The 22,640-nt window shown below is 61.1% G+C and carries 16 protein-coding genes and 5 pseudogenes; 10 read left to right on the top strand and 11 right to left on the bottom strand.

Annotated elements, in window-relative coordinates:
- Positions 1-51: 51 nt before the first annotated feature.
- The 3 genes and pseudogenes from JTY93_RS13610 to JTY93_RS13600 all read right to left on the bottom strand — a co-directional run bounded on the left by JTY93_RS13610 (position 52) and on the right by JTY93_RS13600 (position 5,120).
- Positions 52-693, bottom strand: a complete 642-nt coding sequence (locus tag JTY93_RS13610; RefSeq protein WP_205518863.1) for a DUF1345 domain-containing protein — start codon at positions 691-693, stop codon at positions 52-54.
- Positions 694-849: 156 nt separating this feature from the next.
- Positions 850-3,944: pseudogene (locus JTY93_RS13605) on the bottom strand (multidrug efflux RND transporter permease subunit).
- Positions 3,945-3,962: 18 nt separating this feature from the next.
- Entirely contained in the window at positions 3,963-5,120 is a 1,158-nt protein-coding gene (locus JTY93_RS13600; RefSeq protein ID WP_205480742.1) for an efflux RND transporter periplasmic adaptor subunit, read from the bottom strand.
- Between the two features lie 305 nt (positions 5,121-5,425).
- Between JTY93_RS13600 and JTY93_RS13595 the strand changes: the two genes are divergently transcribed.
- From JTY93_RS13595 to nudC, 5 genes and pseudogenes are all read left to right on the top strand, one after another.
- Entirely contained in the window at positions 5,426-6,127 is a 702-nt protein-coding gene (locus tag JTY93_RS13595) for a response regulator (RefSeq protein ID WP_205480744.1), read from the top strand.
- A gap of 4 nt (positions 6,128-6,131) precedes the next feature.
- A complete protein-coding gene (locus JTY93_RS13590; RefSeq protein ID WP_205480746.1) occupies positions 6,132-7,427 on the top strand; it encodes an ATP-binding protein in 1,296 nt (431 codons plus the stop codon).
- A gap of 145 nt (positions 7,428-7,572) precedes the next feature.
- Positions 7,573-8,723 (top strand): annotated as a pseudogene (locus JTY93_RS13585) (integrase core domain-containing protein).
- A 284-nt stretch (positions 8,724-9,007) separates the two neighbouring features.
- The gene (locus JTY93_RS13580) at positions 9,008-9,820 is read left to right on the top strand and encodes a crotonase/enoyl-CoA hydratase family protein (protein WP_205480306.1); all 813 of its coding nucleotides are present in this window, start codon (positions 9,008-9,010) and stop codon (positions 9,818-9,820) included.
- A gap of 6 nt (positions 9,821-9,826) precedes the next feature.
- On the top strand, positions 9,827-10,660 hold the full coding sequence (gene nudC / locus JTY93_RS13575; protein WP_205480322.1) for an NAD(+) diphosphatase: 834 nt from the start codon (positions 9,827-9,829) through the stop codon (positions 10,658-10,660).
- Here the strand turns inward: nudC and JTY93_RS13570 are convergent.
- Positions 10,628-11,407, bottom strand: a complete 780-nt coding sequence (locus tag JTY93_RS13570; protein WP_169995397.1) for a TSUP family transporter — start codon at positions 11,405-11,407, stop codon at positions 10,628-10,630. The two genes, nudC and JTY93_RS13570, sit on opposite strands and share 33 nt — an antisense overlap.
- A 268-nt stretch (positions 11,408-11,675) precedes the next feature.
- On the opposite strand from JTY93_RS13570, the pseudogene sfnG reads away from it, so the two are divergent.
- Positions 11,676-12,790: pseudogene (sfnG, locus tag JTY93_RS13565) on the top strand (dimethylsulfone monooxygenase SfnG).
- Here sfnG and JTY93_RS13560 read toward each other — a convergent pair.
- Complete coding sequence (locus JTY93_RS13560) at positions 12,779-13,870, bottom strand: GNAT family N-acetyltransferase/peptidase C39 family protein (protein ID WP_205480324.1); 1,092 nt, start codon at positions 13,868-13,870, stop codon at positions 12,779-12,781. The pseudogene sfnG and the gene JTY93_RS13560 sit on opposite strands and share 12 nt — an antisense overlap.
- 92 nt (positions 13,871-13,962) lie before the next feature.
- On the opposite strand from JTY93_RS13560, the gene JTY93_RS13555 reads away from it, so the two are divergent.
- Complete coding sequence (locus JTY93_RS13555; RefSeq protein ID WP_240344649.1) at positions 13,963-15,549, top strand: RimK family ATP-grasp domain-containing protein; 1,587 nt, start codon at positions 13,963-13,965, stop codon at positions 15,547-15,549.
- A 220-nt stretch (positions 15,550-15,769) separates the two neighbouring features.
- On the opposite strand, the gene map is transcribed toward JTY93_RS13555, so the two are convergent.
- Together map and JTY93_RS13545 are read right to left on the bottom strand one after the other, a co-directional pair.
- Entirely contained in the window at positions 15,770-16,525 is a 756-nt protein-coding gene (map, locus tag JTY93_RS13550) for a type I methionyl aminopeptidase (protein ID WP_205480333.1), read from the bottom strand.
- A complete protein-coding gene (locus JTY93_RS13545; protein WP_205480343.1) occupies positions 16,522-16,725 on the bottom strand; it encodes a ParD-like family protein in 204 nt (67 codons plus the stop codon). Before JTY93_RS13545 ends, map begins: the two co-directional genes overlap by 4 nt.
- Before the next feature lie 250 nt (positions 16,726-16,975).
- Between JTY93_RS13545 and ilvA the strand changes: the two genes are divergently transcribed.
- The gene (ilvA, locus tag JTY93_RS13540) at positions 16,976-17,992 is read left to right on the top strand and encodes a threonine ammonia-lyase, biosynthetic (RefSeq protein WP_205518862.1); all 1,017 of its coding nucleotides are present in this window, start codon (positions 16,976-16,978) and stop codon (positions 17,990-17,992) included.
- Between the two features lie 180 nt (positions 17,993-18,172).
- Here the strand turns inward: ilvA and eco are convergent, their stop codons facing one another.
- Positions 18,173-18,655 (bottom strand): serine protease inhibitor ecotin, encoded by a 483-nt coding sequence (eco, locus tag JTY93_RS13535; protein WP_205477635.1) that lies wholly within the window; start codon positions 18,653-18,655, stop codon positions 18,173-18,175.
- A 268-nt stretch (positions 18,656-18,923) separates the two neighbouring features.
- Here eco and JTY93_RS13530 point away from each other — a divergent pair, with 268 nt between their 5' ends.
- A complete protein-coding gene (locus tag JTY93_RS13530) occupies positions 18,924-19,181 on the top strand; it encodes a DUF1652 domain-containing protein (protein ID WP_029291551.1) in 258 nt (85 codons plus the stop codon).
- Here JTY93_RS13530 and JTY93_RS13525 read toward each other — a convergent pair.
- Positions 19,182-19,367: pseudogene (locus tag JTY93_RS13525) on the bottom strand (hypothetical protein); the annotation flags it as partial.
- A gap of 91 nt (positions 19,368-19,458) precedes the next feature.
- Here JTY93_RS13525 and aqpZ point away from each other — a divergent pair.
- Positions 19,459-20,148 (top strand): aquaporin Z, encoded by a 690-nt coding sequence (gene aqpZ / locus JTY93_RS13520; protein ID WP_205477636.1) that lies wholly within the window; start codon positions 19,459-19,461, stop codon positions 20,146-20,148.
- Between the two features lie 13 nt (positions 20,149-20,161).
- Here aqpZ and JTY93_RS13515 read toward each other — a convergent pair whose 3' ends face one another.
- Positions 20,162-21,103 (bottom strand): carbohydrate kinase family protein, encoded by a 942-nt coding sequence (locus JTY93_RS13515; RefSeq protein WP_205477637.1) that lies wholly within the window; start codon positions 21,101-21,103, stop codon positions 20,162-20,164.
- Between the two features lie 12 nt (positions 21,104-21,115).
- Positions 21,116-22,598 (bottom strand): annotated as a pseudogene (xylB, locus tag JTY93_RS13510) (xylulokinase).
- Positions 22,599-22,640: the final 42 nt, after the last annotated feature.

Here is a 22,640-nt window from a genome sequence, read left to right as displayed (position 1 = left end):
CTCAAGAAAAAGGAAGCTTCGGCTTCCTTTTTTTGTGGGCGCTCTTGGCGGTTAACCGAACAGTCCGGCGGCAATATTGATCGAGAACCCCAGGATCGCCGTGTTGAACAGGAACCCGATCAACGATTGCCCCAGTACCACCTTGCGCATGGCGCGGGTGGCGACGCCCACATCCGAGGTCTGCACGGCGACGCCGATGGTGAAAGAGAAGTACAGGAAATCCCAGTAGTTGGGCGTCAGCGGCCCCTCGGCAAAACGCAGCGCCGGCTCCTTGCCTTCCCAGGTGTAGTAGAGGCGGGCGTAGTGCACGCTGAAAATCACCCCGATCAGCAACCACGAACCAATCACCGTCACGCCGGTAAAACCGTAGTGCAGCAGGCGTTCGGCGGTGTCCAGGTGTTTAGTGCCGGCCAGGCCAAAAGCGATGGTCGCCAGGCTCGCAATCGCGGCAATACACACCATGAACAGCACCAGGCCGGCGTTCTCATCCTCGATTTCGGCGATCCGCTTGACGTCTTCGGCCTTGGCCCGGATGGTCAGGCGCAGCATCAGGACCAGGTAAGTCCAGACTCCGGCGTTCCAGCCGATGAGGATTTTGGTGAGGATCGAATCGAAGGGCGCGAGGATGCTGATTGCCAGGCCCAGGACGGCGGCGGCGGAAAGGCGAGGGTGGGTTCGGGCGAGAAAGGGCATGGTGCTCACAAATACAGGTGTGGTGAGCAACCATAGCCTATTCCCGTAGGAGCCGGCTTGCCGGCGAAAATCATCAACGATAACGCGGTTATCCTGATGCCCCCGGAGCGTTCTCTGGTTTTTCGCCGGCAAGCCGGCTCCTACAGGGTGGTGCGATCAATCTTTACGTTTGCGTACCAGTTTCATCACCACCACAAAGAACACCGGCACAAACACCACTGCCAATGTCGCGGTGATCATCCCGCCGATCACCCCGGTGCCGATCGCCTGCTGGCTCGCCGAACTGGCACCGGTGGCAATCGCCAATGGCACCACGCCGAGAATAAACGCCAGCGAGGTCATGATGATCGGGCGCAGACGCAAGCGGGCCGCTTTCAATGTCGCATCGATCAGGTCTTCACCCTGGTCATACAGCTCCTTGGCAAACTCGATGATCAGAATCGCGTTTTTCGCCGACAGGCCGATGATGGTGATCAGGCCGACCTTGAAGAACACATCGTTGGGCATGCCGCGCAGCGACTACCGCCATCACCGCGCCCAATACCCCCCAACGGCACCACCAGCAACACCGAGGTGGGGATCGACCAGCTTTCATACAGCGCCGCCAGGCACAGGAACACCACTAGCAGCGACAGCATCAACAGCAGCGGCGCCTGGGAACCCGACAAGCGTTCCTGCAGCGACAAACCGGTCCATTCCTGTCCCAGACCCGCCGGCAGTTGGCTGACCAGGCGCTGGATTTCCTCCATCGCCTCGCCGGTGCTGTGGCCCGGTGAGGCCTCGCCGGAAATGGCGATGGCCGGGTAGCCGTTGTAACGGGTCAACTGCGCCGGGCCCTGCACCCAACGTGCTTCGACAAACGCCGACAACGGCACCATCTTTCCGGCGTCGTTGCGCACATGGATCTTCATCAGGTCTTCGACCTGGCTGCGTTGATCACCTTCGGCCTGTACCACCACCCGCTGCATGCGGCCCTGGTTGGGGAAGTCATTGATATAGGCCGAGCCAATGGCCGAGGACAGGATATTGCCCACATCGGCAAACGACACGCCCAAGGCATTCGCGCGCTTGCGGTCCACTTCAAGCTGCACTTGTGGCGCTTCGGCCAAGGCACTTTCGCGCACGTTGGCCAGGATCGGGCTTTTTTCCGCCGCCGTCAGCAACTCGGTACGCGCCGCCATCAACGCGGCATGCCCCACGCCACCACGGTCCTGCAGACGGAACTCAAAGCCGCTGGACGTACCCAAGCCGTCCACCGGTGGCGGCAGCACGGCATAGGCCATCGCATCCTTGAGCTCGGTAAAGGCCATGTTGGCACGATCGGCAATCGAGGCTGCCGAATCGTCGCTACTTCGCTCGGACCAATCCTTGAGCGTGGTAAACGCCAGCGCCGCGTTTTGCCCGGCGCCGGAGAAGCTGAAACCCATGATCATCGTCGTATCGCCGACGCCTGGCTCGGTGGCGTTATGCGCCTCGATCTGCTCAGCTACCAGTACCGTACGGTTTTTGCTCGCGCCTGGTGGCAGCTGGATATCGGTGATGGTGTAGCCCTGGTCTTCCACCGGCAGGAACGAAGCGGGCAGGCGGCTGAACAGCAACCCCATGCCCACCAGCAATACCAGATAGATCAGCAAGTAGCGGCCGCTGCGCTTGAGGGCATAGGCCACCCAACCTTCGTAGCGGTCGGTCAGTTGCTCGAAGCGGCGGTTGAACCAGCCAAAGAACCCGCCCTTGGCGTGATGCTCGCCCTTGGCAATCGGCTTGAGCAACGTGGCGCACAGGGCCGGGGTCAACGACAGGGCGAGGAACGCTGAGAACAGGATCGAGGTGGCCATCGACAGCGAGAACTGCTGGTAAATCACCCCCACCGAGCCGGGCATAAAGGCCATCGGCAGGAATACCGCCACCAGCACCAGGGTTATCCCGATGATCGCGCCGGTGATCTGGCCCATGGCCTTGCGCGTGGCTTCCTTGGGCGACAGGCCCTCGGTGACCATGATCCGCTCGACGTTCTCCACCACCACGATTGCATCGTCCACCAGGATACCGATGGCCAACACCATGCCAAACATGGTCAGCACGTTGATCGAGAACCCCAGCAACAGCATGGTGGCGAAGGTGCCCATCAGCGCAATCGGCACCACCAGCGTCGGGATCAGGGTGTAGCGGATGTTCTGCAAGAACAGGAACATCACCGCAAACACCAGCGCCATCGCCTCCAGCAGGGTGTAGATCACTTTGGTGATCGAGACCTTGACGAACGGAGAGGTGTCGTACGGGATCTTGTACTCGACATTGGCCGGGAAATAGCGCGACAGCTCATCCATCTTCGCCCGCACCAGGGTCGCAGTGCTCAAGGCGTTGGCGCCCGGCGACAGCTGCACGCTGACGGCGGTAGACGGCTTGCCGTTCAACCGCGTGGAGAACTGGTATTCCTGGCTGCCGATCTCGACCCGCGCCACATCGCCAATGCGCACGGTGGAGCCGTCCGGGTTGGCCTTGAGCACAATGTCGGCAAATTCGGCTGGGGTGGAGAGCTGGCCCTTGACCAGAATCGAGGCGGTGATTTCCTGGGTGTTGGTGCCCGGCAAGTCACCAATGCTGCCCGCCGAAACCTGGGCGTTCTGCGCGGTGATCGCGGCATTCACGTCGGCCGGGGTCAGGTTGAAACCGATGAGTTTCTGCGGGTCGATCCAGATCCGCATCGCCCGTTCGGCGCCATACAACTGGGCCTTGCCCACCCCGTCCAGGCGCTTGAGCTCGTTCATCACGTTGCGCGCCAGGTAATCGCTGAGCGCCACGTCGTCGAGCTTGCCGTCACTGGAGGTGAGGGTCACCAGCAGCAGGAAACCGGCGGACACTTTCTCCACCTGCAGGCCTTGCTGGGTCACGGCTTGCGGCAGGCGCGGCTCCACGGCCTTGAGGCGGTTCTGCACATCGACCTGGGCCATTTCCGGGTTGGTGCCTGGCTGGAAGGTCGCGGTGATGGTGGCCGAGCCGAGGCTGCTCTGGGATTCGAAATACAACAAGTGGTCGGCACCGTTGAGCTCCTGCTCGATCAGGCTGACCACGCTTTCGTCCAGGGTCTGCGCCGAAGCGCCCGGGTACACCGCGTAGATTTCCACCTTCGGTGGTGCGACGTTGGGGTACTGCGCCACCGGCAACTGCGGGATGGCGAGGGCGCCCGCCAGCAGGATAAACAGGGCGACCACCCAGGCGAAGATCGGGCGGTCAATAAAGAACTGCGGCATTGTCTCTGATCCCTTTGATTACTGGCCGGCTGCCTGAGCAACAGGCTCGGGGCTGGCATCCACTTCGACTTTTTCACCGGGGCGCGCATGTTGCAGGCCTTCGACGATGATGCGGTCACCGGCCTTCAGGCCGCTGTTGACCACCCAGCGATCGTTGACCGCAGCGCCCAACTCCACCGGTTGCTGGCTGACGTTCTGTTCGGCATCCACCAGCAACACCATGGGGATACCGGCGCTGTCGCGGGTGATTGCGCGCTGCGGCACGCTCAGGCCTTGCTGGTCGACCGCCTGCTCCAGGCGCACACGGATAAAGCTGCCGGGCAACAGGTCGAGGTCCGGGTTGGGGAATTCGCTGCGCAGGTTGATCTGCCCGGTACCGGGGTCCACGGAAATCTCCGCGAACAGCAACTTGCCCGGCAGCGGGTACAGGCTACCGTCATCCTGGATCAGCGTGGCCTTGGCCTGGTCATGGCCCACTTGTTTCAAATGCCCGGCGCGAAAGGCCCGGCGCAGGTCATTGAGCTCGCGGGTGGACTGGGTGAGGTCCGCGTGGATCGGGTCCAGTTGCTGGATCAATGCCATGGGCGTGGCTTCGTTCTGGCCCACCAGTGCGCCTTCGGTCACCAGCGCCCGGCCGATGCGCCCGGAGATCGGCGCTGTCACCGTGGCATAGCCGAGGTTGAGCTTGGCGCGTTGCACCGCGGCCTGGTTGGCCGCGACATCGGCGGCAGTCTGCCGGGCGGCGGCGCGGGCGTTGTCGTAGTCTTGGGCGCTGATGGCATTGCCTTCGACCAACTGGCTATAGCGCTGCTCTTGCAGGCGCGCCTGGAAGGCATTGGCTTCGGCCTTGCGCAGGCTCGCCTGGGCGCTGTCGAGGTCAGCCTTGAAGGGCGCCGGGTCGATACGAAACAGCACGTCGCCCTGTTTCACGTCGTGGCCTTCGTTGAACACCCGCTGCAAGACCACGCCGGCGACCCGTGCGCGCACCTCGGCAATGCGCGGTGCGGCAATTCGCCCGCTCAGTTCACTGCTGATGGACAGGGGTTTGGCTTCGAGGGTTTCGATCCGTACCTTGGCGAGGGGCATTTGCGGGGCCTCGTCCGCGGAGTTGCCACAGGCACCCAGGGCCAACGTCAGTGCCAGCAGGCAAAACGGCGCAAACAGATTCTTTGACATGCTCTTATCCCAATATTGACTGGCGCATCCTACGGGCGCGCCCGGCTCAGTGCTGTGAAGCTGTGTAGGCGGTGTGTGAAGAAATGTAAGGTGCGGCGCACGCCGAGGCGCGTGCGTATATCCTTCACGGCTGCGGATCCTAACAAGCTCTTCTGATCAATGACGATCTAATGTAGGAGCGGGCTTGCCCGCGATAGCGCTGTATCAGTCGCCGGATGTATCAACTGACACACTGCTATCGCGGGCAAGCCCGCTCCCACATTGGATTTGTGTACGACAAAAAAACCGTATTAATTGGAAACACCATGCCCAATATCCTCCTGGTCGAAGACGACGCCGCGCTGTCCGAGCTGATTGCCAGTTACCTTGAACGCAATGGCTATCATGTCAATGTGCTCAGCCGGGGCGACCATGTGCGCGAACGGGCCAGGCTCAATCCACCGGACCTGGTCATCCTCGACCTGATGCTGCCTGGCCTTGACGGCCTGCAAGTCTGCCGCCTGCTGCGCGCCGACTCGGCGGGCCTGCCGATCCTGATGCTGACCGCGCGCGATGACAGCCATGACCAAGTGTTGGGCCTGGAAATGGGCGCCGATGACTACGTGACCAAACCCTGCGAGCCACGGGTATTGTTGGCCCGGGTACGCACCTTGTTGCGCCGAAGCAGCCTCAGCGAGCCGCAGGCGGCCAATGACCAGATCCTGATGGGCAACCTGTGCATCGACCTGTCGGAGCGCTCCGTGACCTGGCGCGACCAGTCAGTAGAGCTGTCCAGCGGCGAGTACAACCTGCTGGTGGTGCTGGCCCGGCATGCCGGCGAAGTGCTCAGCCGCGACCAGATCCTGCAACGCCTGCGCGGTATCGAGTTCAACGGCACCGACCGTTCGGTGGATGTGGCCATTTCCAAGCTGCGCCGCAAATTCGACGACCATGCCGGCGAGGCCCGTAAGATCAAGACAGTGTGGGGCAAGGGCTACCTGTTCAGCCGCTCCGAGTGGGAATGCTGACACTATGTTCCGCGTCCTGATCCGCCTCTACCTGCTGACCATCGTGACCTACAGCGCGGCTATCTACCTGATTCCCATGGGCATCATCGAGGTCTTCCACAACCGCTACATGAACTACAACATCGAGCAATCCCGGGGCTTGCAGAGCCTGATCGTGCGCCAGTACCACAGCCGTCCGGTGGAGCGCTGGTCGGAGGTCACCGCCCAGTTGGGCCGGGACTTCGCGCCGTTGAAGGTGCAATTGCTGCATCGCCAGGACGCCCGCTACACCCCAGCCGAGGAGCGGTTGCTGGAGCAGGGCAAACCGGTGATCCGCCTGGGGGAGTGGGGCTGGATGGAAGAAATCAGCTCGCCACTCAATGAGCAGTTGGCGGTCAAGCTGACCATCCCCCCCGACCCGATGGACATGAACCTGCTGTATTGGAGCATCAACGTATTGATCGGCGCGGCGTTGCTGGGTGGGCTGTTGATCTGGCTGCGCCCGCACTGGCGCGACCTGGAACGCCTCAAGGCCACTGCCGCGCAACTGGGCCGTGGCCATCTGGAAGAACGCACGCACATTCCGGCGAGCTCCAACATCGGCAGCCTGGCGGCGGTGTTCGACACCATGGCCAACGATATCGAACACCTGCTTAATCAGCAGCGCGACTTGCTCAACGCCGTCTCCCACGAACTGCGCACCCCGCTGACCCGCCTGGATTTTGGCCTGGCCCTGGCGTTGTCCGAAGACCAGCCGGCCGCCAGCCGCGAACGCCTGCAAGGCCTGGTGGCGCACATCCGTGAACTGGATGAACTGGTGCTGGAACTGCTGTCCTACAGCCGCCTGCAAAACCCGGCGCAACTGCCCGAACGGGTGGACGTGGTGCTCGATGAGTTTATCGACAGCATCCTAGGCAGCATCGACGATGAGCTGGAAAACCCCGAGATCGTGATTGATGTGGTGCTTGATTGCGCCGTGGAGCGTTTTACCCTCGACCCACGCCTTACCGCCCGCGCCCTGCAAAACCTGCTGCGCAATGCCATGCGCTATTGCGAACGGCGCATCCAGATTGGCGTCAAGGTCTGCGCCAAGGGCTGCGAAATCTGGGTGGATGACGATGGGATTGGCATCCCCGAAGAACAGCGCGCACGGGTTTTCGAGCCGTTCTACCGCCTGGACCGTAGCCGCGACCGTGCCACCGGTGGCTTCGGCCTGGGCCTGGCAATCAGCCGCCGGGCCGTCGAGGCGCAGGGTGGCACACTCACCGTACAAGCCTCGCCACTGGGCGGCGCGCGGATGCGCCTGTGGTTGCCTACCTGAGCAGTGTGGCCAGAGGGCTTGTTGTGGTTAGGCGCGCTTGTTGTGGCGAGGGGGCTTGTCCCGGTACAAACCGGGGACATCGTTTACATTTCTAACCGGGGACATGGTTTACAGGTTAATACGCATGGTCAGGAGGTATCTGATCATGCCCTGGAACCAAGAGTCCCCCATGAACCAACGAATCAAACTGGTCGCTGACTGGCTTTCTGGCAACTACACGAAAACCCAGTTGGCACACCGATTCAATGTGAGTCGGCCTACCGTCGATAAATGGATTGCCCGGCATGACGGCGATTTGAAGTCGTTGTCCGAGCTCTCCCGACGACCTCATAACAGTCCAAACAAAACCGACGATGAGATCTTGGCCCGCGTGGTGGCCATGAAGGAAGCCCACGATAAATGGGGGCCGAAGAAGCTTCTCGAGCTATTGCGAATCGAGGATCCAACCATCACCTGGCCTGCCCCCCAGCACGGCAGGGCAATGGCTTGATCGGCTTGGATTGGTCAGCAAACGGCGCTTCAAGCGTCGACACGGCACTTCCCACGCCCCCAATGCGAGAAGCCAACGAGCCCAACAAGACGTGGTGTGCTGACTACAAAGGGCAGTTCAAGATGCTTAACGGGCAGATGTGCTTTCCTTTGACCGTGACTGACCACGCATCGCGCCTGATTCTGGCGTGCAGGGCCCACCCCAAGATCATGACACAGCCTGTAAAACAGGCATTTGAGAGGCTTTTTCAGGAATACGGCATGCCGCAAGTCATTCGTTCTGACAACGGTGTTCCATTTGCCTCTCCTGGTCTGGCAAGAATGTCTACATTGGCGGTTTGGTGGATCCGTCTGGGCATCTACCCCGAGCGAATCATGCCTGGAAGACCCGCGCAGAACGGTCGCCACGAGCGAATGCACCGCAGCTTGAAATTCGAGTTGCCTTTAGGACGCGACTTGCTTGAGCAACAGCTGTTGCTGGAGCATTTCAGGAATGAATTCAATTATATACGACCACACGAAGCGCTCGGCATGAAACGTCCGGGAGAGTTGTATGTGCCATCTACTCGGCCTTACCCCGGATGCTTACCCGCCGTGGAATATCCGGCAGACATGCAGGTTCGAAGTGTCAGACAGGACGGCTCTATCTTGTGGAAGAACAAGCTGATATTTGTCAGCGAGGCTTTATCTGGAGAACGGATAGGGCTTAAAGAGGCTGAAGAGGATGTTTGGGATCTGTACCTATGTGACTATCCCTTAGGCAGACTTGGACGCGGCAAGAGCCGCATCCAAGCTTCAAATGTGTAAACGATGTCCCCGGTTTCAGATGTAAAGGATGTCTACGGTTCTACACCCCCGTTGGGCTGCGTAGCAGCCCCAGTCCCTCAAGCTCTCCGAGTTTTTTCAGACAAATAGAGGTGGCTGGTTTTGGGGCTGCTGCGCAGCCCAACGGGGGACAAGCCCCCTCACCACAACACGCCCACGGCGTGCAGTTATGCAGTCCTGCTTTTGGCATATGCGCAGCCTTACCGCCCCTGACGCACCCTTGCTATAGTTCGGGCCTTATCAGCCGCCAGCCAAGGATCACTGCCATGTCCGAATACCAAGCCTTTGTCGTCGAACTCCACGGCAACGTCGCCCATGTGCAGATTAATCGCCCAGAAAAAATCAATGCTATGAACGCGGCGTTCTGGAGCGAAATCATTGAGATTTTCCAGTGGGTCGAAGACACCGACGCCGTGCGCGCGGTGGTGTTGAGTGGCGCAGGCAAGCATTTCTCCTCGGGCATCGACCTGATGATGCTGGCCTCAGTGGCCAATGAGTTTGGCAAAGACGTGGGGCGCAATGCGCGCTTGCTGCGGCGCAAGATCCTGCAATTGCAGGCCTCGTTCAATGCCGTCGACAACTGCCGCAAGCCGGTCCTGGCGGCGATTCAGGGCTACTGCATCGGCGGCGCCATCGACCTGATCAGCGCCTGTGATATGCGCTACGCCGCTGACGACGCGCAGTTCTCGATCAAGGAAATCGACATTGGCATGGCCGCCGACGTCGGCACCTTGCAACGCTTGCCGCGCATCATCGGCGACGGCATGTTGCGGGAGTTGGCCTACACCGGTCGCACCTTCGGCGCCGAAGAGGCGCGCAGTATCGGCCTGGTCAACCGCACCTTTGCCGATCACGAAAGCCTGCTGGCCGGGGTCATGGAGCTTGCCGCGCAAATCGCCGCCAAATCACCGATTGCTGTGACCGGCACCAAGGCCATGATCAGCTACATGCGTGACCACAGTATCAACGATGGCCTGGAATACGTTGCCACCTGGAACGCTGCTATGTTGCAATCCAACGACCTGCGCGTGGCCATTGCGGCCCATATGAGTAAGCAGAAACCCGAATTCGTGGATTGACTGAACATGACCCCAGGCTGGATTACCACAACGCTGCTGGACAACGACGCCCCTGGCGGCTGGGCTGTGGCCCGTAGTCGCGAAGGTTTTTTACTCGATGACAACGGACCGCTGTTTCCCAGGGAATGGCTCAAGCGCCAGGACCTTTCGGTGTTGGCCGAGCACGGCATTGGCCATCTGGACGGTGAGCCCGTGTATCTGCTGGAACTGAACAGTCCAGGCGATGTGCCAGGGTGTCGCTGGCACGGCTTGCGGGCTTTTATGCTGCAAGGCGACCACCGTTTGTACAAAGTCCTGGGCTATGCCGCGCAAATCGGTACCTGGGCCCGCGAACATCGGTTTTGCGGCAGTTGCGGTCAGGCGATGGTGCAGGTGCCCCGGGAGCGCGCGATGTTCTGCCAGGCCTGCGACCTGCGCAGCTACCCGCGTATTTCCCCGAGCATGATTGTGCTGATCACCCGTGGCGATGAGATTCTGCTGGCCCGTTCACCGCGTTTCGTCACCGGGGTCTACAGCACCCTGGCCGGGTTTGCCGAGCCGGGGGAATCTGCCGAAGACTGCCTGATCCGCGAAGTGCGCGAGGAAGTGCAGGTCGAGGTGCAGAACATCCAGTATGTGGGCAGCCAGTGCTGGCCGTTTCCCCACTCCATGATGTTGGGCTTTCACGCCGAGTATGCCGGGGGTGAGATCGTGCCCCAGGCCGATGAGATTGAGGATGCGCAGTGGTTCAACATCCACCAGTTGCCACCGCTGCCGGCGTCGCGCTCGATTGCCCGCTACCTGATCGACCTGTATGTGGCGCGCCGCTTAGGCCACGCTGAACCAGTGCTGCCAGGCTAGGCGCACGGTCAGGCCGAGGACCACGGTGATAAACACCGGGCGAATGAATTTGGCGCCGCCGCTGATGGCACTGCGGGCGCCAAAGAACGCACCGACCATCACCGACAGGCCCATGCTCAGGCCGACAATCCAGTCTACCGAACCATTGAAGATAAACACCGACAGCGCTGCGGCGTTACTGACGAAGTTCATGCTGCGTGCCACACCGCTGGCCTTGACCAGGTCGACGGGGTACATCAGCAGGGTGCTGACGGTCCAGAACGCGCCGGTGCCGGGGCCGGCCACGCCATCATAAAAGCCCAGGCCGAAGCCCTGGGTTGATTGCCATTTCTTCTTGATCGGCGCATCAGCGTCCAGCGGCGCCTTGGGCGTGCCGCCAAACAACAGGTAGATGCCGCACGCGAAGACAATCACCGGCAGCATCTTGTTCAGCCATTCGGCGGGCAGGTAGTGGGCGACAATGGCCCCCACCAGCGCGCCGACCAGGGTGCCAACAATGGCATGCACCCATTGGCGCGGGTGGAACAGCTTGCGCCGGTAGAAGGTGAAACTGGCGGTGGCCGAGCCAAAGGTTGAACTCAATTTGTTGGTGCCCAGTACCAGATGGGGCGGCATGCCGGCGGTGAGCAAGGCCGGGGTGGTGAGCAAACCGCCACCGCCGGCAATGGCATCGATAAAACCGGCGATAAAGGCAACCACGGCGAGAATGGCCAGGGTGGTGAGGTCAACGCTGAGTTCAAAAGGCATGGAGTCGACTTATTTTCGGCGAGGCGCAGAAAGGGGCTGCGCGAAAGTTCCATAGCTTACCCATAACCAATTGTTACGGCGACTGTTGCAACACACCATCACCTGAAAGTGTTGTGCCAGCAACAGTGATCCAACAAATTCTCCACCGGGGCAACATTGCCCCGTCAGGGCTCGGAGTGGCCGCACGCGCCTGCCACGGGGCTTTGCCCACGATGGCACGGTTGCTGCTCCATAACCTGCACCATCCCTGTGTGCGAGGTACCGAACGATGACTCAGCAAGCCGTGAAATTCGCCTATTGGGTGCCCAATGTCAGTGGTGGCCTGGTGGTGAGCAAGGTCGAACAACGCACCGACTGGGGCATCGACTACAACCGCAAACTGGCCCAGTTGGCGGAGGAAGCGGGGTTTGAGTACGCCTTGACGCAAATCCGCTTCACCGCCGGCTACGGCGCCGAGTACCAGCATGAATCCGTGGCCTTCAGCCACGCGTTGCTCGCCGCCACCAGCAAACTCAAGGTCATCGCGGCGATCCTGCCGGGGGCCCCTGGCAGCCGGCGCTGGCGGCCAAGCAACTGGCGACCATCGATCAACTGACCCATGGCCGGGTGGCGGTAAATATCGTCAGTGGCTGGTTCAAGGGCGAGTTCCAGGCCATTGGTGAACACTGGCTGGAGCATGACGAGCGCTACCGGCGTTCCGAGGAGTTCATCCGCGCCTTGAAAGGCATCTGGACCCAGGACGACTTCACCTTCAAGGGCGATTTCTACCGTTTCAACAATTACAGCCTCAAACCCAAACCCCTGGGCCAACCGCACCCGGAGATTTTCCAGGGGGGCAGCTCCCGTGCGGCCCGGGATATGGCGGCGCGGGTGTCGGATTGGTATTTCACCAATGGCAACACGCCGGAGGGGATCAAGGCCCAGGTCGACGATATCCGCGCCAAGGCGGCGGCCAATAACCATTCGGTCAAAGTCGGGGTCAATGCGTTTGTGATCGCCCGAGACACCGAGCAAGAGGCTCAGGCGGTGTTGGCCGAGATCATCGACAAGGCCGACCCGCAAGCGGTCAATGCCTTCGGTGATGCCGCCAAACAAGCGGGCAAGGCATCGCCGGAAGGCGAGGGCAACTGGGCCAAGTCCAGTTTCGCCGACCTGGTGCAGTACAACGACGGTTTCAAGACCAACCTGATCGGCACGCCACGGCAGATTGCCGAGCGTATCGTTGCGCTCAAGGCGGTGGGCGTGGACCTGGTGCTGGCGGGCTTCCTGCACTTCCAGGAGGAGGTGGAGTATTTCGGCCAGCGCGTGTTGCCCCTGGTGCGTGAGCTGGAAGCCAAGGCCGCGGCGACCGGCAACGCCAGGCCGGTGGCGTTACCGGTATAGCACCAGCGCCGCCCGTAGCTGGTTATTGCCAAAGCGGCACATCCGCTCGAACTCCCCGTGGCTGACCGGCAAATGCTGGCAGTCCATGGGCTGGCGGTGCTGGCTATGGTCCACGTCCGGATCATGCAGGTAGACAAACTCTTGATCGCAGTCGGTCACGATCACCCAGTGCGGTGACTTGGAACGCGTCAGCCGGTAGCTGCTGATCAGCACCAGGGGCTGACCACCGGCGTTCAGGACCTGCGACAGATCCAACGCGCCGCCAAACACCTGCTGCACATCACTATTGGCCAACTCTTCCTCGAACCCCTCATGTACCAGGCGCATGACCTCTTTTTTATGCGGGTCGCGCACCCCATCGAGAAACAGCGGCCCACGGACGTTGACCTGCATGTGCACGCGAAAGCCCCGGCGCCAGGCGGCCAAGGCCAGGCCCTGGGGGCTGCAACCGCCGTGGCCGGCGGTCATGAACACGGTGGTTGCCTCGCGCCAGATCTGCAGTTCTTCGCGGCGCACAGACTCACGCCCAGGTACCAGGGCGCCCATGGCCATCAGCAGGCAGGCGGCGCCGCAGGTGAAGTCGGTGGTCTGCTGGTAGTAGGGCACGCTCAAGGCCCGCGCGTCAGCGTGCTGAAGGATACGTTTCTCCAGGCGCAGGGCGTCGGTATGGTCGGCGTAATAATCGTTGATCAAGGCAAAGCGCCGGTAGCCACTGCGTTCATACAGCGCGATGGCACCTGGGTTATCGGTACGCACCTCAAGGCGCAGGTACGCACAGTCGTGCGCCAGCGCGCAGGCTTCGATGCGCGCCAGCAATTGCTTGCCCAGGCCCATGCCCCGAGCCGGCGCGGCGATGGCCAGGGAGTACAGGCGCGCCAATGAGGTACCGCGATGGAACAGCACCAGGGCATAACCCAGCAATTGTCCGGCGTTTTCAGCCACCAGTAACTGCGCGTGGGCGCGGCTGATCATCCACTGGAAACTGCGGGAAGACAGCCGGTCTGTGGTGAAACAGTGCTGTTCCAAGGCCACCAGTGCTGGCAAGTCATCAAGGGTTGCAACGCGAAAAGAAAGAGTCATATAACCGCCGTAAAAGTTGCGTAACTAAACGAGACTTCTCTGAAAGATCGTGCTTAATAGAAAAGGTCAAGTTCTCTAGCGGATCAATCAATATGTCAGCGGTACACAGTCATTGGCGAGAAGTATCCGAGCAAACTGTCGCGGCGACAATCACCTCCGGCGGATATTTTTCTACACCGCCCAAGAGTGCAAGCCAAGTGGTGATTATTGTTGAACGCAAGGAAGATTGGGCCTCGTACTTCCCCAGTGAAGATATTGTCACTGCCCAGGAGTACCTCGAACACCCCCGGGAGAACGAGGCCGGCAAACGGGTGCAGGTCATCAACCTGTGCCGCAGCTACAAGTACCTGGGGCACGGTTACTACTGCTCGCTGCTGGCCGAGGCGCGGGGGCACAAGGTAATTCCGTCGGTGCGCACCATCAGCGAATTGACGAAAAAATCCTTGTATGGCCTGGCCCTGGACGACCTGGATAAAACCCTCGATAAAGCATTGAGCCATCACCTTTACAGTAATACCGAAGGTTTTACCCTGACACTTTATTTTGGTCGAACCAATATCGATCCGTTGCAGGATTTAGCCCGGCAGTTGTTTGAAGCCTTTCCGTGTCCGATTTTGTTAGTTGAGTTTCGCAAGAATAACGGCTGGCATATCGAAGGCATCAAGTCCGGGGTGTTACATAAGTTGCGTGATGACCAGGAAGATCAATTCGCCCATGCGCTGGACAACTTCAGCCGCAGGATCTGGCGTCAACCGCGTTCCCGGCGCCTGGCCCGTTATGACCTGGCGATCCTGCATGATCCCCAGGAGCAGTTGCCACCGTCCAATGCCAAGGCCCTGGAAAATTTCGTGCGGGTGGGCAAGGGCCTGGGCATCGATGTGGAGCTGATCGAACGCAAGGATTACGCGCGCCTGGCCGAATACGACGCCTTGTTGATCCGCGAGACCACCAGTGTCGACAACCACACCTATCGTTTCGCCAAGAAAGCCGAAAGTGAAGGGCTGGTGGTGATGGACGACCCGGCGTCGATCCTGCGCTGCACCAATAAGGTCTACCTCACGGATATGCTCAAGAGCCATCAATTGGGCATGCCCGCCACCGAGATTCTGTACAAGGAGCGACCGGAAGATTTCGAACGGGTGGGTGAACGCCTGGGCTTCCCTCTGGTGCTGAAAATCCCTGACGGCTGTTTCTCCCGGGGGGTGATCAAGGTGGAAAGCCAGGAGGCGCTGCTGGCCGCCACCGCCGAGCTGTTCGAACATTCGGTGTTGCTGCTGGCCCAGGAATTTTTCTATACCGAGTACGACTGGCGCATTGGCGTACTCAACCGCAAGCCGATCTTTGCCTGCCAGTACTTCATGTCCAAAGGCCATTGGCAGATCTACAACCACAAGGCCATCGGCCAGGACATCAACGGCGAGTGCCGGACCCTGGCGGTGCACGAGGCCCCCAAGGCCGTGGTGGAACTGGCCGTCAAGACCGCCAACCTGATTGGCGATGGGTTGTACGGCGTGGACTTGAAGCAGTCCGGCGACAAGGTGGTGGTGATCGAAGTCAACGACAACCCGAACATGGATGCCGGGATCGAAGACGCCTACCTGCAAGACGACCTGTACTCCTTGGTGCTCGAAGAGTTCGTGCGCCGCCTGGAGCTCAAGCGCCAGGGCCAGGTCTGGTGATCCGCTTTGAACTCAACGAGGGCGCCCTGCGCCGCACCTAGCGCGAAAGTGCCGAGATCCTGCTGTTCAACAATCCTGACAGCGATGAGCGTGAGTGATTTCGCGAACGCTACACCGTTGATGAGCACGCGCGGGGAATGGTGCTGGGGCTCCGGCGGATTGCCAGGGGCGGCGGCAAAGCGGGGTGACAGGCCCCCACATTTGCGCCGGTGCTGGGGGTTTAGGCGTTCGCTTGCAGGGTCAGCACTTCAAAACCATCAGCGGTGACGGCCACCGTATGTTCCCACTGGGCCGACAGGTTGTTGTCGCGGGTCACCACGGTCCAGCCGTCCTTGAGGCTGCGCACCTTGGCGCTGCCCTGGTTGAGCATCGGCTCGATGGTGAACACCATGCCTTCGCGCAGGGTCAGGCCTGTGCCCGGGCGGCCGAAGTGCAGGATTTGCGGCTCTTCGTGCATTTCCCGGCCAATCCCATGGCCGCAATACTCGCGCACTACGCTGTAGCCGTTGGCCTGGGCGTGGCTCTGGATCGCATAGCCGATATCCCCCAGGCGGGCGCCGGGTTTGACCTGGCGGATACCGGCCCACATCGCTTCGAAGGTCTGCTCCACCAGGCGCCGGGCCTTGGGTGCGACGGCGCCGATCATGTACATCTTGCTGGAGTCGGCGATAAACCCGCCTTTTTCCAGGGTGATGTCGATATTGACGATGTCGCCATCCTTCAACACATCCTTGGCATTGGGCATGCCATGGCACACCACTTCGTTGATGGACGTGTTGATGCTGAAGGGATAGTCGTATTGCCCAAGGCTGGCGGGGCGTGCTTGCAGGTCATTGCGGATAAACGCCTCGACCGCCGCATCCAGTTCCAGGGTGCTCTGGCCGGCGCCGACCCGGTTGTCGAGCATGCTGAATACCTGGCCCAGCAGGCGCCCGGCTTCGCGCATCACGGCAATCTGTGTAGGGGTTTTGATCATTGGCTGCGCCCCCGGATCAGGTCGGGTTTGTCGAGCAACAGTTTGTTGATCAAGTCGTTGTAGGCCAGGTGCGGGTTGAGCTCGGCCAACAGGCCGATCTTGATCCAGAACTCTGCCTGGGCGTTGATGGAGCGGTCCATGGTGGCGCTGGCCAGACGGATTTGCTCATGCAAGTGATCAGTAATTTTGACGATGCCCATGAGCTTCACTGTGTAGGGTGGATATACAAAGCGTATATGTTTCGTATATCGCAAGTAAACCCCGCAGTTGACTTGTAATAGGCCGACGGTTAGTTTCGTTGCATGACATTTCAAACCTATCGTTCCCAGCCAAGCATTATTACCGCCATTCCTCATATGGCGGGATAGCGTTCGGCTGTACCCAAACCCGCCCTAGAGGCGGGTTTTGTTTTTCCGTCTCCAGGGCTCTGTCAAACGCCAGGAGACACCCATGAGTAGCCCACTGCCGCAGTCCACGCTCGACGATGGCTTGCTTGAGCATTACGTAAAGAAAATCCTCGCCGCGCCGGTCTACGACCTGGCGGTACGCACACCGTTGCAGCCGGCCCCGGCGTTATCGGCGTTGCTGGGCAATCAGATCCTGCTCAAGCGCGAAGACCTGCAGCCGACGTTTTCCTTCAAGATCCGCGGTGCCTATAACAAGCTGGTGCAGCTTAGCGATGAGCAAAAGGCCTGCGGGGTGGTCACTGCGTCTGCTGGCAACCATGCCCAGGGCGTAGCCCTGGCGGCGCGTGAACTGGGGATCAAGGCGACGATTGTGATGCCCAGCAGCACCCCCGAATTGAAAGTATTGGGCGTGCGCTCCAGGGGTGCCGACGCCGTGCTGCACGGGGCCAGTTTCCCGTTCGCCCTGGCCCATGCATTGCAGTTGGCCGAACAGTCGGGCGCTACCTTTGTGTCGCCCTTCGATGATCCCGACGTCATTGCGGGACAGGGCACCGTCGCCATGGAAATCCTGCGCCAGCAACAAGGCGCACTGGACGCGATCTTCGTACCGGTGGGTGGAGGCGGGTTGATCGCCGGCATCGCGGCATACATCAAGTATCTGCGCCCCGAGGTGCGGGTCATTGGCGTGGAGCCTGAAGGCTCCAGCTGCCTGCTGGCGGCCTTGCGTGCAGGCGAGCGGGTGATATTGCCCAGCGTGGACAGCTTTGCCGATGGTACCGCCGTGGCACAGATCGGCGCCTACGGCTTTGAAATCTGCCGCCAGCATGTCGATGAAGTCATCACCGTCAGCAACGATGAACTGTGCAGCGCGATCAAGCTGATCTACGACGATACCCGTTCCATCACCGAACCCTCAGGCGCCCTGGCGGTTGCCGGAATCCGCCGCTATGTGCAACGCAACGGGGTGCTGGGGCAGACGTTGGTGGCGATCAACTCCGGGGCCAATATCAACTTCGATAGTTTGCGCCACGTGGCTGAGCGGGTGGCGGCACAAGCCTGACGCCCCCCCTTGTGGCGAGCGGGCTTGTCGGAACGCCGCATCGCCCGCGCTGGGCTGCGAAGCAGCCCCAAACCAGGCGCTACGGAGAATCTGATACAGCGCATTCGGCTGAGGGGGGCTGCTTCGCCGCCCAGCGCGGGCGATGCGGCGTTCCGACAAGCCCGCTCGCCACAGAAGGCGTTACTGCTCGCTGGCCTTCTCGACCGTGGTCGATGCCGACCAGATGCGGTAACGCACTTCGACATCTTTTGGAACATATACAACGATGGGCAACTTGCTGTTGTAGCGCAGCACAAAACCGTCGCCGACCACCGGCACAAAGTCCTCGCGGGTCTTGCCATCGGGGCAGGCCATCATCGTGCTCATGGGGCCGCTGACCTTCTCCAGCCGGTAAAACGGGTAGCCCCAGCCTTCGAGGTTTTTCTCTTCCAGAACACCGCCCAGGCGCTGCTGGTTGCAGTCCACCAGCAAGGTTTTGCCGGCGAGGATTTCGACCTTGAAGTCCTGTTCCTGGGGCTTTGCCGGCAAGTGGATGACCTGGCGAACATGCCCGGCGTCGGCCTTGGGGTAGGGCGCGATATCTTCAAGTTTGGCGGCATTGGCCTGGGCGGCCAGCACGCTCATGGCCAGTACCGAAAGGAGGTTGAGAGCAGAAGAGGTCATGGGACTTCCTTATCTTAGGGGGTAATAAAACAGCGGCTGCCACGATGCACGCCAACGTCCGGCAGTGCAAACCGGCAGCAACTTATATAAGGGTTGCTGGTGCTTATGAGGAAAGGATCCTACGCCGACAGACACAAGGAGTAGGCTTTGCAGTTGAAAGCGCCTGCCAGGGTTGGCAAGGCGTGAAGTCAACCGTCCTGACGCGGCGGTCAGACTATTGATATCTATAAAAATTCATTGGCGGTCTCAAAAAAGGAGAGGTTTAGCCATGCTTTCTGAATTGGAATTACGCGGCCTTATTGAAGGCAGCTTCCTGCCCAGACGTTGTGAATGCATCAAGGCACAGGATGCGTCGTTGACCATCAAAATCTACGATGACGACGGTACGGATGTCACCTTCACCGGCATCCAGGCCCACGAACTCAACAGCAGCCGAGCCATCTGCAACCTGATCACCGAGCTGCGTGAGGATCTCAAGCATGCCCATGCCCCGGCTCCGCGCAGAGCGGGGGCGAGGTTGTACTGATCAGCTTACGGCAGGATTGCGGGCCTGGATAAACCCCAGGCCCAGCAGCAACTCTGTGCCCACGGCCAGCAAAATCCCTGGGCCGGCATGGCCATTGAGCCATTCGCCGATCCCCAGCACCGCCAACCCCAGGCAACCGACGGTAAACCCTGAAACCAGTGCGCTGCGCGTGGGGGGATGGGGGGCGTGTGGCAAGCCTCAGACAAATCCGATACGGCGCCGCCCGCTTGCGCTGCTACTGTCCAGCCACATCTGTCGCCAGTGGCTGAGGTAGGGCGTGCAACAAAAAATCGCAGCAGAGTTTCTCGGCACTTTCTGGCTGACCTTCGGCGGCTGTGGCAGCGCCATTCTGTCGGCCGCATTTCCCGGCCTGGGCATTGGGTTTGCCGGGGTGGCCCTGGCGTTTGGCCTGAGTGTGCTGACCATGTCCTACGCGGTGGGCAGCATCAGTGGCGCACATTTCAACCCGGCGATCACGGTCGGCCTGTGGGTTGGAGGACGACTGCCGGGAATGGATGTTCTGCCCTACCTCATTGCTCAGGTCGCTGGGGCAACAGTCGCGGCGGCGATCCTCGCGCTGGTCGCCAGCGGTCGGCCGGGCTTTGCACTCGGCGAGTTTGCCGCCAATGGCTACGGTGCGCTGAGTCCGGGGCAGTACAGCCTGCTGGCCGCCATGGTGGTAGAGAGCGTGGGGACGTTCTTCCTGGTGTTTATCGTCATGCGAGTGACCGCGCCAGGTGCCGCGCCAGGGTTTGCGTCGATCGCCGTGGGCCTGACGCTGACCCTGATTCACCTGGTGTCGATGCCCGTCACCAACACCTCGGTCAACCCGGCGCGCAGTACCGGGACGGCGCTGTTTGCCGGTACCGAGTACCTGATGCAGCTCTGGTTGTTCTGGCTGGCGCCCCTGATCGGCGGCATCCTCGGCGCCTGGGTGGCCCGAGGCGTGCGAGTGACGACGAAGTGAAATTGCGCGGGGTTTACTCGTTTAATTGATGACGATAGGGCAGGTCTGGCCCGGTCTTGCCGCAGGTCAGCGCGGCGGCGCGAATGGCGAACTTGAGCATGCCGTCAATCTGCTCCCGGCCCAAGCCCTGCACACCTTCCACCGAATCCAGCTGCTGCTCGGTGAGCCAGGCGATCAAGGCCGCCTGGAAGGTGTCGCCAGCACCCACCGTATCGGCCATCACCACCTTGACCGCCGGTGCCGACCATGTGCCGTGCTGGCGACTGAACACGCTCGCACCATCGCCGCCACGGGTCAGGAAAATCAACTGGCAGCGGTGCTGTAGCCAACCCTGCAACACGCTTTCCGGCGCCTGGCCGGGGTAAAGCAGGTGCAAGTCTTCATCGCTGACCTTGATCAGGTCGGCGTAGCGCACCAGTTCAGCCACCCGCTGGCGCCACAGCTCGATATTCGGCTCGGGGTTCAGGCGCACATTAGGATCAAGGCTGATCAAGCGCTTGCCGCTTTCCCGGCGGATCAGGGCCAACAGGCTGTCAGCGACCGGCTGCACCACCAGGGAAAACGAACCAAAATGCAGACCGCGTACGCGCCCATCGAGCACCGGCAGATGTTCGATCTGCAACTGCCGATCGGCACAGCCTGCGCCGCGAAAGCTGTACTTCGGGGAACCGTTGGCCCCCAGGGCAACCATTGCCAGGGTGGTCGGCGCGGCAAACTCGACCAAGTAATCGTCGCGTACCCCTTCATCCTTGAGAACCTGGCGCAGGCGCTGGCCCAGGTAATCGCTGGACAGCCCGGCGAACAACCCGGCTTCGATCCCCAGGCGGCGCAGGCCCACGGCGACATTGAACGGCGAACCGCCGGCAATCGCCTTGAAATTGACGTGGGACGCCGGTGCGCTGGCATCCTCTTGGCTGAAAAAATCAAACAGCGCTTCGCCACACACTAGATACATAGTTATTCGCTCTTAAAGGGTTGCCACAAGCTGTTGATAGCGCTCATAGGCCTGCTGATAAGCCCTGACGCTGGCGGCGACGGGTTGAGTGCGGCTGGCCGGGTCGACGCTGACGCAGCGTGCACACAGCGCCTGCAGGCTTTCGCCAGACTGACACCACGCGGCCTGGATTGCCGCGCCCAGGGCCGCCGCTTCGCTTTGTTCGGTACACACCACTTCGGTGTCCATGATATCGGCGATCATCTGCCGCCACACCGGGCTTTTCGAACCGCCGCCGGTCAGGCGGATGCTGTGACTTTGCAGGCCAGTCTGGCGCAACAGGTCCAGGCCTTGGCGCAAGCCAAAGGTGGTGCCTTCGACCACTGCGCGGCACAGGTTGCCACGGGTCAGGTTGGTCATGGTCAAGCCATGCAGGCTGCCGGTGGCGTGGGGCAGGGCGGGCACGCGCTCGCCATTGAGGAACGGCAGCATGCTGACGCCCTCGGCGCCAATCGGGGCCTGGGCCACCAGGGCATTGAACGCTACCAGGTCCAGCTCGAACAATTCGCGGATGACCCCGGTGGCATTGGTCAGGTTCATGGTGCAGATCAGCGGCAGCCAGCCACCGCTGGAGGAACAGAACGTCGCCACTGCAGCCTCGGCGCTGACCGTCGGTTGATCGGCAAACGCATACACGGTGCCCGACGAACCAAGGCTCATGGTAAACACCCCCGGCACGATGTTGCCGGTGCCAATCGCCCCCATCATATTGTCGCCGCCGCCACTGGACACAATGGCCCCAGGGTTGATCCCCAGGCGTTCGGCGATGGCCGGCAGAATGCTGCCCACGGGCTGGTCGGCCTCGATCAGCGCTGGCAAAGCCGCCTCCAGGCGCCCGCCGGCATCGATGTGACGCAGTAACCCAAGGTCCCATTGGCGGGTGCGCACATTGAAATAGCCGGTGCCCGAGGCGTCGCCGTACTCGGCGCAGGCGCGGCCAGTGAGCCAAAAGTTGAGGTAATCGTGGGGCAGCAGGATGTGGGCGATGCGCGCAAAAACATCCGGGTGTTGTTCCAGTGTCCATAACAACTTGGACACGGTATAGCCCGGAGCAATCGCGACGCCCAGCCGCTCCAGGGAGCCGCTTTCACCGCCCAGGTGCTCGAGTAAACGGGCGTTTTCGGCGCTGGTTTCGGTGTCACACCACAGCTTGGCCGGGCGCAGTACCTGGCCGTGCTCGTCGAGCAGCACCAGGCCGTGTTGCTGGCCGGAAACCCCGATGCCGAGGATGTCCTGGCCGTCCACGCCTGCTTGTTGCAAGGCGCGGTGGGTGGCCTCGGTAAAGGCGTCCAGCCACTCCTGAGTGTGCTGCTCGCGCCGGCCATTGGCGCCGCTGATCAGGGGTGTGGGCAGCCGCGCCCAGGCCCAGCACCTTACCGCTGGCGGCGTCGAGGACGATGGCCTTGGTGCCTTGGGTGCCGCAGTCGATGCCGAGGAATAGAGATTGCCGGGTCATAGTTATCGCTCAATGGAACGCGGTCAAAATGTGGGAGCGGGC

The organism is Pseudomonas hygromyciniae (genome assembly GCF_016925675.1).
In the GTDB taxonomy this organism is placed as follows: domain Bacteria; phylum Pseudomonadota; class Gammaproteobacteria; order Pseudomonadales; family Pseudomonadaceae; genus Aquipseudomonas; species Aquipseudomonas hygromyciniae.
Note: the sequence above shows the minus strand (reverse complement) of the source record. Positions and strands in the feature narration are given on the sequence as shown.